The following is a 13,507-nucleotide window of genomic DNA, read 5'->3' as shown; positions in this document are numbered from 1 at the left end:
AGGCAAATGAAGCCAACAACGCTGTAGAACTGAATATAACGGGAAAATTATGACGGGAAAAACAGAGTATTGGAAACGTAACCTATACGTCGTGTGGTTCGGCTGTTTTTTAACAGGTGCCGCCTTTAGCCTGATCATGCCTTTTCTCCCCCTCTATATTGAAGAACTAGGCGTTAAAGACCATGCCTCTTTGAACCTATGGACAGGGGCAGTTTTTAGTATCACCTTCTTATTTTCCGCGATTGCTGCGCCATTTTGGGGTCGATTATCCGACCGTAAAGGCCGTAAACTCATGCTGCTGCGTTCAGCACTAGGGATGGCTATCGTGATGGTGCTTATTGGTTTTGCACAAAATATTTGGCAGCTCTTAGCCTTAAGAGCCATATTAGGTTTATTGGGTGGTTTTGTTCCCAATGCTAACGCGCTGATTGCAACTCAGGTTCCCGTGAAAAAAAGTGGTTGGGCTATGGGTGTCCTCGCTACTGGTGCAGTAAGTGGCGCACTTATTGGCCCACTCATTGGCGGTTTTCTTGCTGACCAGTATGGCTTACGTCCCGTCTTTTTTATTACCGCAACGGTGCTGTTTATCTGCTTTTTTGTCACGCTTTTTTATGTTAGAGAACGCTTCACGCCTGTTTCTCGCAAAGATGCATTAACGAGCAAACAAGTTTTTGCCTCTTTACGTAATAAAAACTTAGTTATCAGCCTCTTTTTTACCACCATGATTATTCAAGCTGCTATGGGCTCAATCAACCCTGTCATCACGCTTTATGTACGTGACTTATCTGATTCCCTTGAAAACTTGGCCTTTGTCAGTGGTGTGATAGCTTCCATTCCTGGTGTTGCGGCTTTAATCAGTGCGCCCATGTTAGGTAAACTCAGTGACCGAATAGGCCCTGAAAAAGTTTTACTCGCCGTGCTGGGCGCATCTATTTTTGTATTATTCCCAATGGGGCTGGTAAGTAGTTATTGGGAGCTAGGCTTTCTCCGATTTATGCTTGGGGCTCTGAATGCTGCGCTATTACCCGCAGTACAAACGTTAATTATCTATAATATTTCCCATCAAGTAACGGGACGTATTTTCAGCTATAACCAAGCATTGCGAGATGTTGGGAATGTGACAGGGCCATTGATGGGGTCGTTCGTCGCTGCAACTTACGGTTTCAGAGCCGTATTCTTTTTCACCGCTGCGTTAGTTCTCTTCAACTTAATTTATTCATGGTTAGTCATCAGGCGCCAATCCGATGGCCTGCGAGCCTCCCCTACCGACCAATAAGCCTCTTGCTATTTTTTGTACAAAAACCTGATGATTTATAAGCTTTATTGCCTTGCTTTCCTTAAAATCAAATTTTAGTACATATAACCGATTGATTTTAAATAACTTAATCGATTCAAAATTCTTTCTTTTATTGTCAACTAAAATCCTGTATCTTCCCCTAGCTTATCGTGAGAAATGAGAGTTATATCGACTTTTCACCTTAAAAACACACCTTTTACAATAAATTCATTCTGTATATAGGTGATTCTATAATAATGTATGTTAAAAATATGTTTCATATATTCATGTTAACATATCAATAACAATTGGCACTCAGGCGCACGGCTTGGTGTTTTATATCATGCACAACCTCTCAAGAGAGTATTTATGGGAGTTCACAGATGAATAATTCTGCGACTAAAACAAAAACTTTTTTTGGGCATCCATACCCATTGAGTTCGCTTTTCCTCACAGAAATGTGGGAACGCTTCTCTTTTTACGGAGTTAGACCGTTACTTATCTTATTTATGAGTGCGGCATTATTACAAGGCGGAATGGAATTACCTATTGAACAAGCTTCGGCTATCGTCGGTATTTTCGCTGGAGGGGTTTATATCACCTCGTTACCGGGTGGTTGGTTAGCCGATAACTGGTTAGGCCAACGCCGCGCCGTTTGGTACGGCTCATTAATCATTGCGTTTGGCCATTTATCCATCGCAATGTCTGCGTTTTTATCAAATACTTTCTTTTTCGTCGGCTTATTGCTCATTGTATTAGGTACAGGGTTATTTAAAACCTGTATTACCGTGATGGTAGGAACCCTGTATAAGAAAGAAGATACACGCCGTGATGGCGGTTTCTCCCTGTTCTATATGGGTATCAATATGGGGTCCTTTATTGCCCCGTTAATTATTGGCCCACTTCATGAAAAATATGGGTGGCATTTAGGTTTTGGCCTTGGTGGTTTAGGAATGTTAATTGCCCTGTTAATTTTCCGCTTTTACGCCATTCCTCAAATGCGCCGTTATGATAAAGAAGTTGGCCTTGATTCTACTTGGAACCGTCCAACGGTTGAGCGCAAAAACGTGGGGAAATGGGTTACCTTTGCCATGGTGCTATTAGCCATACTGGTTATCTTGATTGATAATGGTACGATCCCATTTAATGCCTCAATAATTGCGAAAAGTTCTGCTTATGTTATCTCGACCTGTGTGGGCATCTATTTCTTATTTATGTTCTTCCTTGGCGGTTTAAACAGCAGCGAACGTTCTCGTTTACTGGCATGCTTGATTTTACTGATTGCAGCCGCATTCTTCTGGTCAGCCTTTGAGCAAAAACCCACTTCATTTAATATCTTTGCTCGTGACTATACTGACCGCCAAATGGGGAGTTTTGAAATTCCAACCATTTGGTTCCAATCAATCAATGCCTTGTTCATTATATTGTTAGCACCAGTATTTAGCTGGTTCTGGCCTTCGTTGGCTAAACGCAATATGAACCCAAGCAGTATGACCAAGTTCGTGATTGGTATCTTATTTGCTGCGGGCGGCTTTGCTATCATGATGGTGGCCGCAAACCAAGTACTCGCAACCCAAAGCGGCGTTTCACCTTTCTGGTTAGTTGGCAGTATCTTATTGCTGACATTAGGGGAACTGTGCTTAAGCCCTATCGGGTTAGCAACCATGACCTTGCTCGCACCACAAAAAATGCGCGGCCAAGTGATGGGGTTATGGTTCTGTGCTAGCGCATTGGGTAACCTTGCAGCTGGTATCATGGGGGGTAACATTCGCAAAGACCAATTAGATTCGATGCCTGAGCTATTCTCCCACGTCTCTATTGCACTGGTGATCTGTGCGGTCGTATTAGCAGCGTTGATTATCCCTGTCAGAAAAATGCTTAAAAATGCAGACAAAAATGAAGCTAATGCTTAATAGCGCTGATTAATTGTCTTCTATCCGGTAGCAGCCCACACGCTACCGGATCCTCCGCATCATTCCCCACTTAATAGTTTGCTTATTATTTCTGATAAAATAGGCGCTATACTGCTCTCTCATCATCCCATAATGACTTTAGGAAATCATACAATGAGCCTTTCCGCCCCTATTTACTATGTTGATGCTTTTACAGATACCCTTTTTCGCGGTAACCCAGCAGCGATTGTATTACTCGATAACTGGTTACCAGATGAACAGCTCATTGCCATTGCCGCAGAGGTTAACTTGTCAGAAACCGCATTTTTAGTCGGCCATCATATTCGCTGGTTCACCCCTAAAGTTGAAGTAACACTCTGTGGCCATGCAACACTTGCCGCTGCTTTTGTGTTAAATCAAGTGCTACAGCAAGACATTCATCCTTTAACATTTAATTCTCTGTCGGGTGAGCTCGTTGTAACACAAAATGCACAAGGATTTACACTTGATTTTCCAATTCTTGAATCCGAACAAAGTCATCCAAACCATTACCCACACCTCGTCGATATTCTTGGTGTCAAAATCAAAGATCTTTGGATAGCAAAAGACCGTTATCTGTGTTTTCTTGAAAGTGCAGAGCACGTTCAAAACTGTCAGCCAGACATGTTAAAACTTGCGCAGCTTTCTCTACCCGGGTTAGCAATTACAGCAGAAAGTGCTAATAGCGATTGTGACTTTGTTTCTCGTTACTTTGCTCCCGCCAAAGGGGTTGACGAAGACCCTGTAACAGGCACCTCACATTGTGCCATTGCTCCAATATGGGCCAAACAGCTGAATAAATCGCAGTTAATAGGCCAACAGATTTCATCGCGCGGAGGGGTAGTTCAATGTGAGCTAACCTCTGACCGAGTAAAATTAACAGGTAAAGCCGTTTTATTTTTAACAGGCCAAATCCACATTTAAATCTTACAAGTCAAAGAGATAGGTGCAAAACTATTTATTTTCCTATCTGTTTCTCTATCCGAATTCTACCAGCGCCATTATTTTTCTCGAAATATTGGCGTCCATTCCTTATCTAAAAATAAATTTTTTTAACATTTAAACAAATCTTTTAATTTCAACTCAATTTGGTTTACAATTATAATTATTATTAAAGATATAATTACAATTATAAACATTTCTAATTGAAGCTTTGGTCAATTGTTAAAAACTCATTCGATATAAGGAACTTAATAAGATGGCTATAACTAGAAGAAAATTTTTGATTGGCGGTGGTGTTGTTGCCGTTGCTGCAGGGGCTGGAATTTTAACTCCAATGTTAACTCGTGAAGGTCGATTTGTTCCTGGTAAGCCACGACATGGCTTTGTTGCAGGAACTGAAGGCCCTCTACCACAGCAAGCTGACGTCGTTGTTATTGGTGCTGGAATTCTGGGGATCATGACCGCAATTGAGCTGGTTGGACGTGGTTTAGATGTTGTTATTGTTGAAAAAGGTAACATCGCAGGCGAGCAATCATCCCGCTTCTACGGCCAAGTTATCACTTATAAAATGCCAGATGAAACCTTCTTACTCCACCACTTAGGCAAACAACGTTGGAGAGAGATGAACGCGAAAGTCGGTGCAGATACAAGCTACCGTACTCAAGGCCGCGTTGAAGTGCCATTCGATGAAGAAGATCTTGTCAATGTTAGAGAGTGGATTGATACTCGCAGTAAAAATGTCGGTTCAGATATTCCATTCAAAACACGCATTATCGAAGGTGCTGAACTCAACCAACGTTTAAACGGTGCACAGTCTAAATGGACAATCGCAGGTTTTGAAGAAGACTCTGGTAGCTTAGATGCTGAAATTGCAACCTTCGTCATGGCTGATTACGCGAAAAAATTAGGAATAAAAATTTATACTAACTGTGCAGCAAGAGGTTTAGAAACTCAAGCAGGCGTAATTTCTGATGTCGTCACCGAGAAAGGGCCTATCAAGACCTCACGTGTTGTTGTGGCAGGTGGCGTCTGGTCAAGGCTGTTTATGCAAAACTTAGGTGTGGATGTCCCAACATTACCGGCTTATCAATCTCAACAACTGATCACCGGTTCACCAACTGCACCGGGGGGTAACGTTGCTTTACCGGGTAATATTTTCTTCCGTGAACAAGCAGATGGTACCTATGCAACATCTCCTCGTGTGATTGTTGCACCGGTTGTTAAAGACTCCTTCGTCTATGGCTATAAATACATTCCACTGCTATCTATGCCTGATTTCCCTGTGCATATTTCATTAAATGAACAATTAATTAATTCATTTACTGAGCCAACAAGCTGGAAACTGGATGAAGTTTCACCATTTGAAAAACACAGAAATATGACGGCATTACCTGATTTACCAGAGCTGAATGCATCATTTGAGAAATTAAAAACAGAATTCCCTGCATTTAAGGATTCTAAACTGATTGACCAATGGAGTGGTGCTATGGCCATCGCACCAGATGAGCACCCAATCATTTCTCAAGTCAATGAATATCCTGGTCTAGTTATCAATACTGCCACAGGCTGGGGGATGACCGAAAGCCCAGTTTCTTCCGAGCTCACAGCTGACTTGCTATTAGGCAAAGAACCCTCACTGAATGTGAAACCATTTAGTCTGTACAGATTTAGTTAATACATGTTTGTAAAATTTGCTCACAAAAACCCTTCTATATGAAGGGTTTTTTTATTGCCTATTGTGGCTCTATTGCTTAGTATTCGAAACTTAAATCAAATGGAGTGATTATGAATAAATTACTATTAGCAATAACGATTTCACTATTAAGCGCCACTGCTTTCGCTGAAAAAACGTATACCGTAGAGCAATTAGAGGACATGATTGCTGACAACAATAAACCACAAATTGCCGTGCCGGTTTTAAATGGCTCAATAGCAAAAGACGACTTTCCAACGTGTAAATCAGGGTTAATCGAGTGGCTTGAAGGCGTTGAAAAATACCCTGTTACCATTGAAAAAGATATTGATGGCGAAGATTTTTCTGCAACTATTTGGGCTGAATCTAATGCGTTTTTAGTTTCTTGCGTTAAAAGTGGCAGCAATGCAAAAGCAGTTCGCATGAGCGCCGAATATTTAGATAATTAACCCCCATCTTTTTTCAGCAATTTAAAGGCTCATTGTCTAGTTTTGAGCCTTTAATATTTCCCCCTATTTTTCCTAAATACGAAAATATGAAAAAACTTTTCAACTGGAACGATTCACTTCACATTTATTGCTGAATTAAATTGAGAGGAGTATTACACTTGGTCTTTAACATTTCTAATACACCCAGTAACAATTGTAAGGCAGACCATGAGCTCCATCGCTGACGATGTCATCGCACAAAAAATTGAGCAATCCATTTCTCGCGTCTCTAAAGTCGTATTTCCAACAACGACTAACCACCACAGTACTTTGTTTGGTGGTACCGCCCTAGCTTGGATGGATGAAGTTTCTTTTATTACCGCAACACGGTTTAGCCGTAAACGCCTCGTTACGGTATCAACTGAGAAAATTAACTTTACCCACCCAATCCCTTCAGGGACCATTGTTGAGTTAGTAGGTAAAGTTATTCGAGTCGGAAGAACCAGTTTAACGGTCAACGTATCGATTTTTCTAGAAGATATGTATTCAGATGGTCGTGAAGAAGTAATACATGGCCAGTTTAATTTTGTTGCAATTGATGACAACGGAAAACCCACGCCATTATTTGAGTCATAAGCTTTCTTAAGCCGTTAAAGTAAAAATTTTTCGCATATTGCTGAAGGTGTGAATTCTGTAAATTTCGATTCACACCTTTCTTATAGCACATACTATTTAATTTATTTTTTCACTTTTTATGTGTTTTATATCGAGATTTTATTAGCATAAGATATTTTTCTAAAATAATCGCCCAAAGCTTACTTATATTACCACCTGATTTATATGATTTTTCAACCACTTTCTTTATTAAGATCTTGTTACAATAAACACATAAAATGACTAAGAAACATTAAATTTCATACTTCAATATATTGTAATTTTTATTACATATTGATATTTTTCAATTAAAATCGTAGAGTATAGAAGTAATCAATTATCCTAAAAATGCGTAAAAAGATGAGCGTGTAGCTTATTTTACATTACGTATTTTGATGTAAATTCTCTTTGTATAATATACTTTGTTGACAGTAAATCTCATCGAGACATTTTATTAAAAAATAGAAATAAACAACGCTAATATAAGACATCAATCATGCTTAGAATTCTCTCATTTATTATTTTATGTGCTTTTTCAATTAACCTAAGTGTTGCTGCAGTTCCCAAAGAAACCATCAAACGTATCGAACAGGAGGCACAAAAAGGGGATATAAAAGCGCAAGTCATGTTGGGAATTGGCTATTACCTTGGGAATGAGCTTAAACAGGACTATGGTAAAGCAAAAAAATGGCTAACAATGGCATCAAATAAAGGTAATTCTGATGCTCAGTTATTTTTAGGTGATATGTATTTAAACGGTAATGGTGTTGAAGCCAACCTCGAAACTGCCATGGATCTGTTTGAGAAATCAGCCAATAAAGGCAATGTTGAAGCTCAGAATTATATGGGCCAATTTTACTATCAAGGTATTGGTGTAAAACAAAACTATATTACGGCTTTTGAATGGTTCAAAAAATCTGCTGATAAAAAATTCCCACCAGCGCAATATCAAGTAGGTAAAATGCTAGAAAGTGGTGAAGGAATTGAAATAAACGAAAAATCTGCAGCTGAATATCTAGCTCAAGCCTGTAAAGCTGGTTTAAAAGAAGCCTGCGTAAAAAAATAAATCTGACTTAGTATTTCCCGCCATTTGCCTGATGTCGCTCATTATAATGACATCGGGCACTTCTATTTTTTGATAAAAAATCTTATTACGGCTACTTGCTCACACCCTTTCACCAATAAATTCATTACTATTAATAATCAAATTCACAATGTATGATATTGGTCTAAGCTTATAATATAAAAGAAAAAGGGAGATATTATGTACAATACAATTTTAGTACCGATCGATGTAACCGAAGATGCTCTCACTAATTTATTAGTTCCTCATGTTAACTCACTACAAAAATTGAACGATGCAACAGTACACTTTCTTGCCGTAACCGCACCAATTTCAAATTATTTGCGCTACGGTGGCACAATCTTACCAGGGGACTTCCCTGATGATGAAAAACAAGCTGAAATCATTCTTAGCGAGTTAAAAGAAAAAATTAAATTATTTGATATCCCTGCAGATAAAGTAAAGGCAAAAGCAACCGTCGGTTCTGTTAAAGACGAAATTTTGGCAACAGCAGAAGATATTAACGCCGATATAATTTTATTAGGTTCGCGCCGCCCGAGTATGTCAACCTATTTGCTCGGTTCTAATGCCGCATCAGTAGTTCGCTATGCGAAAACTAGCGTATTAGTCGTTCGATAATAAAGGCTAAAGTGCTATTTTCTGCCAAATAAACGCATTTTACAAATAAAAGGTTTAGCCTTAATGATTGTTACAAAAAACAGCAAAGACACACACTTTATGAGGCTATTTATGCACTCATTTAGGGTAAATTAAAGACTCATAAACATTTTCGTGACTTTCACGCCCTGCTTTTTTAGCAGGGTTTTTTTATGCTATAAAACTGATGAATGTTTTAATCTAAAACGCTTAAAAGGAATACCGTCAAAATCAACGATGGCTTCCTCAATAAAACCATAACGCAAAATTGCTGATACTTTCTTACGTGTTAACGGTAAGTGTATCGTGACTGACTCAACCTTCAATGATGTAAATGCCTTATTAATTATATTATTAACAATATATTTTCCCTTTCCCCAAAACTTAGGATGTAAAACTAAAGCTAAATCCGCATCGCCCGCTTCATTTTGTAGCCCTCCCCAACCAGCAAACTGGCCATCAACTATAATGGCCCATACGCCATAGCCATATTGCTCCCAATGCTGCTCTTTTCCTATGACCCACTGACGGCAGGCCTGTTCATCGAATTGATTACTCCCTAAAGGCATATGTTCGAGTACGGCTGGATGAGTATTTAATGCGATAAGATCTGCAATACTAATTTGATTTAGCTGTAAAAACTGAATAGGCATCGTGACTGTTTTGTCCACATAAGAGATTCATAAACCGAAAATATAATTTAGCTATCATCCCAAAAAATAATGCCCCACTCAAGTTAGCGGGGCACTTAGGCTTTGTTATTACTGCTCTAGGGCTGTCGCCATGACTTTTTGGAAATCCTCCCAAGAACAATAGCCGCTTTTATCAATTGGACACCCTTTTAGCTCTAATGTGATATGTTTAGGAGGGGTCTGTAATGATAAATAGGTGTTATCCCTCAGCTGATCTGCTGTTTGATAAACATATTCTACTTTCATAAAATCTTTATTAGCTTGCTTATCCGTCCAGCGTTGGAATACTAATTTCCCCCCAATCGGGGTATGCTCATACTGCTCTGGTAATTGATATGGCTTAAAATCCATTGCTGACATCAATGACGCAATATTCGAATCATGACCGACTAAGAATATAAATTTTGCAGTTTCTCCTTTATCGGCCGAAACAAAACCTTTATCGATATAATTTAATATTGGATGTGCGACATTTTTGGCAATAATTTTTGGTGTAAATAACGTTTCTTGGTAAGCATTTTTTAACGTATTCAGTTTTTTCCATTTTTCAGGGGTATTCACAAGCCCCCAAGCGACTTCATTTGCAGGAAAACCTTCATAGTATTGAAGGTCTATTGCATCCACCGCTGAATTTGCAATTTTTAATGGACCACTGACGCCCGGTTCTTTTTCTGCTTCAATAATAAAACTGTTTTTTTGACTATTTAAATTACATAACTTATCTGTTTTACATTTTTGAGAATCTTTAATGTTCAATACACTATCTAATTCTTCATAACCCGCAGTTAGTGATAAACCTTTAAAATATTTTTCCATCTCAGCGAGTGCCTGTTGCTTAAATTCAGGAGAGGCATTCGTAATAATTGGGTTAAAAACAGGGTCCATCTTACCAATTTCAGGCTGATGATGAATATTTACTTTGCATCCAGGAAAGGCTCCTGCTGCAAAAAATTGGGCAGTTGCTATCGTCCTTTGTAGACTATTTGTATAAAGGTATATATCTTCGTTACTCGTTGGACACAGTTCATCTGCAAGTAATTTATTTTGGTCTATCCATTCCCTAAAATAATGCCCCATATAGACTTCAAGTGCGCCACCTTTCGTTGTGAGATATCCACTTTGTGCATCCCAAGCAGGCCATTTTTTATCAGTTACTTCAGTAAGAATACCGGTATTTACAATAGGTGTACGTAAATTATGGCGACTAAGGACTAAAACTTGATCCAAAACCATATCTGCTTTGGTCTCTGTATTCGCCAATGCAGGTGCAATAGGCGTTAATAATGCCGCGGATAAACAGAGAGTTAGTAATTTATATTTCATTAAGATACCCCTACGATTAAATCAACAAAGAAAAATACGTTTATCGCTATATAAAAAATTTGGCGAGAAAATTACGCCGTAACTTATCTAATAATGACGAAGTTGACTTTTTTTTCTGCGATAAATATCTCAAAAACAACCTTAAAGTAAATTTAAAACCAGCGGTTGACATAAGAAAAGCAAAAGTTAATATTTTCCAGTCAATATACGGAGACAATATAATGATAGTCCAAAGCGCTACACGTGCACACGATGATGATATTATTCGTGTTTGGGAGTCTTCAGTGAGGGCAACTCACCATTTTTTAACTGAAGAAAAAATTGCTGAACTAAAAATTGCTATCAAAGATATTTATTTACCACATTTAGCTGTTTTTGTGACATTCGATAGCGCAGGCAATATGACCGGTTTTCTAGGGTGCGATAAACACCGTCTTGAAATGTTATTTATTTCTCAAGAAAATAGAGGCCAAGGCACAGGGAAGAAACTTCTTCAATATGCTATTGATACCTTAGGTATTACTGAGTTGGACGTTAACGAACAAAACCCTCAAGCTATCGGGTTTTATCAGCATATGGGTTTTAAACAATATGCACGTTCTGAATTAGATGGTGAAGGCAATCCATTCCCTATTCTGCACATGCGCCTTAATAAAGAGTCGGCATGAAAATCACTGGATTAGAAACTGCACGTTTGCGGTTACGTGGCTGGCAAGAAGAAGATAAGCAACCACTTTACCAAATGAATAGCCACCCCGATGTCATGCGCTATTTTCCTTCAGTATTAAATGAGCAGCAAAATGCACAATTTATGGAAACCATCATAGATAAATTTGCTCAACAAGGAGGATGGGGACTATGGGCTGTGGAATTGAAATCCAACAAACAATTTATTGGGTTTATTGGTTTAAATATTCCTGCTGCTAATCTGCCCTTTTCCCCTTGTGTTGAAATTGGCTGGCGTTTACTTCCCGAGTATTGGCGTCACGGCTATGCGACTGAAGGGGCTCACGCCGCGATCAAATTTGCATTTGAACAACTAAAACTAGAAGAGCTCGTTGCGTTCACCGCTGTGGTCAATTTACCATCAGAATCCGTAATGCAAAGACTTGGAATGATAAAACACCCAAATAATTTTTATCACCCTGCACTTCCTGATGGCCATTGGTTACAAGAACATGTGCTGTATCGCATCAAGGCAAGTGACTATTTAAAATCGTCTCATCAATAAAAACTAAACTCGCAAAAACCCCCACAAAAAAGCCATCACAATGTGATGGCTTTAAGTTATTTAGCGTCTGCTGCGTAAATTATTTTTTACTTTCAGCTTCCGCTTTAGCTTCTTTCGCTTCGACATCACGGTACCAACGAGGGTGATGTTTTCTCGCCCAACGGCGGCTAACTTTCCCTTCGATCATTCCGTTGATTGAACCTTTAACCCAAAATGCCATGTACATATGAATTAAAATAGCATGGATCAAGACAATCGCAGCAACAGCATGGATCAACAGCCCCCAACGCACCATCCACATTGGGAATAAATGTGCGAAATAAGGGCGCCAAATAATAATACCGGTGACCAAGAGCACAAAAATCAGGCTCATGATACTCCAGAACATCATTTTTTGGCCGGCATTATATTTACCGACATCAGCCACTTCATGTTCATTGCCCTTCAATACTTCGACAATATTTTTGATCCAAGGTAAGTCTTGCTTATCTGGAATATTGTGCTTCACAAAGCGAACAAACATAAACATCAGCACGACGAAAATGAGTACGCCAAAGAAAGGGTGTAAAATCCGCCCCATTTGTGGTGTACCAAAGGTTTCCGTCAACCATTTCAGTGTTGGGAAAAATAACGCGATCCCCGACAAAGCAACCAAGAAGAAGCTGATGACAACCGTCCAGTGACACGCGCGGTCAATAAACTTAGTCCGCACAATCATTTTGCTTTTCTTACTCATGGTCATCTTTCTCCTCTTCATCACTCACTTCTTTGTTCGGACCAATTCCCACATAGTGGAAAATCAACCCTGCAAAGGTCGCGATAAATCCAACGACAGAAAGTGGTTTCAAGATGCCCTGCCACAGATTGATTGGCGTATCAATTTGTGGGTCTTTAGGCAGGCCATGATACAGTTCAGGTTTATCAGCATGGTGAAGTACATAAACAACATGCGTACCACCAACGCCTTCAGGATCATAAATTCCCGCTTGCGCATAACCCCGATTTTGCAATTTCGTTACGCGCTCTGCACCGTATTCCAACATTTCTTTTTTCGTACCGAAACGGATAGCACCCGTTGGACAGGTTTTCACACATGCTGGCTCTTGGCCTACACTCACCCTATCAACACACAAGGTACACTTGTACACTCGATTGTCTTTCGGATTTAAACGAGGAATGTTGAATGGGCAACCTGCGATACAATAACCACAACCAATACAGTGCTCTGATTGGAAATCCACAATACCATTTGCGTACTGAATGATTGCTCCTGCTGATGGGCAAGATTTCAAGCATCCAGGGTCGGTACAGTGCATACAGCCATCTTTACGGATCAACCATTCTAACTTACCCATTTCAGTGGTTTCGCTAAAACGCATCACCGTCCACGATTTTGCACTTAAATCCGTTGGGTTATCATAAACCCCAACGCAGTGACCAACTTCGTCACGGATATCATTCCACTCAGAACATGCCACCTGACAAGCTTTACAGCCGATACAAGATGACACATCAATGAGCTTACAGACTTCAAGCTTATCATCACGCGCTTGTGGCGGAGGCGTAATGCTATTGGTCGCGGAACGTTTAATAATGTCTTGAGATTGCATGGACATG

The 13,507-nt window shown here is 39.5% G+C and carries 14 protein-coding genes; 10 read left to right on the top strand and 4 right to left on the bottom strand.

What is annotated here, in order from left to right; all coding sequences use genetic code 11:
- Positions 1 to 49: 49 nt before the first annotated feature.
- The 8 genes from mdtG (at position 50) to SJ312_RS01430 (ending at position 8,626) form a co-directional block, all read left to right on the top strand.
- Complete coding sequence (gene mdtG, locus SJ312_RS01465; protein ID WP_004255869.1) at positions 50 to 1,276, top strand: multidrug efflux MFS transporter MdtG; 1,227 nt, start codon at positions 50 to 52, stop codon at positions 1,274 to 1,276.
- Between the two features lie 383 nt (positions 1,277 to 1,659).
- Positions 1,660 to 3,189, top strand: coding sequence for a peptide MFS transporter (locus tag SJ312_RS01460; RefSeq protein ID WP_004255871.1), 1,530 nt, complete (start codon positions 1,660 to 1,662; stop codon positions 3,187 to 3,189).
- Positions 3,190 to 3,342: 153 nt separating this feature from the next.
- Complete coding sequence (locus SJ312_RS01455) at positions 3,343 to 4,131, top strand: PhzF family phenazine biosynthesis protein (RefSeq protein ID WP_110591498.1); 789 nt, start codon at positions 3,343 to 3,345, stop codon at positions 4,129 to 4,131.
- 274 nt (positions 4,132 to 4,405) lie between these two features.
- Positions 4,406 to 5,824 (top strand): NAD(P)/FAD-dependent oxidoreductase, encoded by a 1,419-nt coding sequence (locus SJ312_RS01450; RefSeq protein WP_004255876.1) that lies wholly within the window; start codon positions 4,406 to 4,408, stop codon positions 5,822 to 5,824.
- 110 nt (positions 5,825 to 5,934) lie between these two features.
- Positions 5,935 to 6,291 carry a hypothetical protein gene (locus SJ312_RS01445; RefSeq protein WP_094960759.1) on the top strand — a complete coding sequence of 119 codons (357 nt, stop codon included), beginning with the start codon at positions 5,935 to 5,937 and terminating at the stop codon, positions 6,289 to 6,291.
- A gap of 207 nt (positions 6,292 to 6,498) precedes the next feature.
- Entirely contained in the window at positions 6,499 to 6,906 is a 408-nt protein-coding gene (locus tag SJ312_RS01440) for an acyl-CoA thioesterase (protein WP_004255881.1), read from the top strand.
- Positions 6,907 to 7,420: 514 nt separating this feature from the next.
- The gene (locus SJ312_RS01435; RefSeq protein WP_004255883.1) at positions 7,421 to 7,990 is read left to right on the top strand and encodes a tetratricopeptide repeat protein; all 570 of its coding nucleotides are present in this window, start codon (positions 7,421 to 7,423) and stop codon (positions 7,988 to 7,990) included.
- Between the two features lie 198 nt (positions 7,991 to 8,188).
- Complete coding sequence (locus SJ312_RS01430) at positions 8,189 to 8,626, top strand: universal stress protein (protein ID WP_004255887.1); 438 nt, start codon at positions 8,189 to 8,191, stop codon at positions 8,624 to 8,626.
- A gap of 194 nt (positions 8,627 to 8,820) precedes the next feature.
- On the opposite strand, the gene SJ312_RS01425 is transcribed toward SJ312_RS01430, so the two are convergent.
- Positions 8,821 to 9,315, bottom strand: a complete 495-nt coding sequence (locus tag SJ312_RS01425) for a GNAT family N-acetyltransferase (RefSeq protein ID WP_226617109.1) — start codon at positions 9,313 to 9,315, stop codon at positions 8,821 to 8,823.
- Positions 9,316 to 9,405: 90 nt separating this feature from the next.
- A complete protein-coding gene (gene agp, locus SJ312_RS01420) occupies positions 9,406 to 10,659 on the bottom strand; it encodes a bifunctional glucose-1-phosphatase/inositol phosphatase (protein WP_110591497.1) in 1,254 nt (417 codons plus the stop codon).
- 221 nt (positions 10,660 to 10,880) lie between these two features.
- Here agp and SJ312_RS01415 point away from each other — a divergent pair, with 221 nt between their 5' ends.
- Positions 10,881 to 11,327, top strand: a complete 447-nt coding sequence (locus SJ312_RS01415; protein ID WP_036957876.1) for a GNAT family N-acetyltransferase — start codon at positions 10,881 to 10,883, stop codon at positions 11,325 to 11,327.
- On the top strand, positions 11,324 to 11,890 hold the full coding sequence (locus SJ312_RS01410) for a GNAT family N-acetyltransferase (RefSeq protein ID WP_004255898.1): 567 nt from the start codon (positions 11,324 to 11,326) through the stop codon (positions 11,888 to 11,890). The genes SJ312_RS01415 and SJ312_RS01410 overlap by 4 nt, the downstream gene beginning before the upstream one ends.
- Positions 11,891 to 11,969: 79 nt before the next feature.
- Here the strand turns inward: SJ312_RS01410 and fdnI are convergent, their stop codons facing one another.
- Together fdnI and fdxH are read right to left on the bottom strand one after the other, a co-directional pair.
- Positions 11,970 to 12,626 (bottom strand): formate dehydrogenase-N subunit gamma, encoded by a 657-nt coding sequence (fdnI, locus tag SJ312_RS01405; RefSeq protein WP_004255903.1) that lies wholly within the window; start codon positions 12,624 to 12,626, stop codon positions 11,970 to 11,972.
- A complete protein-coding gene (gene fdxH, locus SJ312_RS01400) occupies positions 12,619 to 13,506 on the bottom strand; it encodes a formate dehydrogenase subunit beta (protein WP_004909723.1) in 888 nt (295 codons plus the stop codon). The genes fdnI and fdxH overlap by 8 nt, the downstream gene beginning before the upstream one ends.
- Position 13,507 lies beyond the last annotated feature (1 nt).

Origin of the sequence: Providencia sp. CIM-Carb-044 (assembly GCF_033901115.1) — a bacterium.
Classification (GTDB): Bacteria; Pseudomonadota; Gammaproteobacteria; order Enterobacterales; family Enterobacteriaceae; genus Providencia; species Providencia hangzhouensis.
Note: the sequence above shows the minus strand (reverse complement) of the source record. Positions and strands in the feature narration are given on the sequence as shown.

Bases quoted from the DNA above. Each gene is read 5' to 3' on its own strand.
- fdxH (WP_004909723.1), bottom strand. From the start codon at position 13,506: ATGTCCATGCAATCTCAAGACATTATTAAACGTTCCGCGACCAATAGC.
- SJ312_RS01435 (WP_004255883.1), top strand. From the start codon at position 7,421: ATGCTTAGAATTCTCTCATTTATTATTTTATGTGCTTTTTCAATTAAC.
- SJ312_RS01430 (WP_004255887.1), top strand. From the start codon at position 8,189: ATGTACAATACAATTTTAGTACCGATCGATGTAACCGAAGATGCTCTC.
- SJ312_RS01450 (WP_004255876.1), top strand. From the start codon at position 4,406: ATGGCTATAACTAGAAGAAAATTTTTGATTGGCGGTGGTGTTGTTGCC.
- SJ312_RS01440 (WP_004255881.1), top strand. From the start codon at position 6,499: ATGAGCTCCATCGCTGACGATGTCATCGCACAAAAAATTGAGCAATCC.
- SJ312_RS01445 (WP_094960759.1), top strand. From the start codon at position 5,935: ATGAATAAATTACTATTAGCAATAACGATTTCACTATTAAGCGCCACT.
- SJ312_RS01415 (WP_036957876.1), top strand. From the start codon at position 10,881: ATGATAGTCCAAAGCGCTACACGTGCACACGATGATGATATTATTCGT.
- mdtG (WP_004255869.1), top strand. From the start codon at position 50: ATGACGGGAAAAACAGAGTATTGGAAACGTAACCTATACGTCGTGTGG.
- SJ312_RS01460 (WP_004255871.1), top strand. From the start codon at position 1,660: ATGAATAATTCTGCGACTAAAACAAAAACTTTTTTTGGGCATCCATAC.
- fdnI (WP_004255903.1), bottom strand. From the start codon at position 12,626: ATGAGTAAGAAAAGCAAAATGATTGTGCGGACTAAGTTTATTGACCGC.
- SJ312_RS01410 (WP_004255898.1), top strand. From the start codon at position 11,324: ATGAAAATCACTGGATTAGAAACTGCACGTTTGCGGTTACGTGGCTGG.
- agp (WP_110591497.1), bottom strand. From the start codon at position 10,659: ATGAAATATAAATTACTAACTCTCTGTTTATCCGCGGCATTATTAACG.
- SJ312_RS01455 (WP_110591498.1), top strand. From the start codon at position 3,343: ATGAGCCTTTCCGCCCCTATTTACTATGTTGATGCTTTTACAGATACC.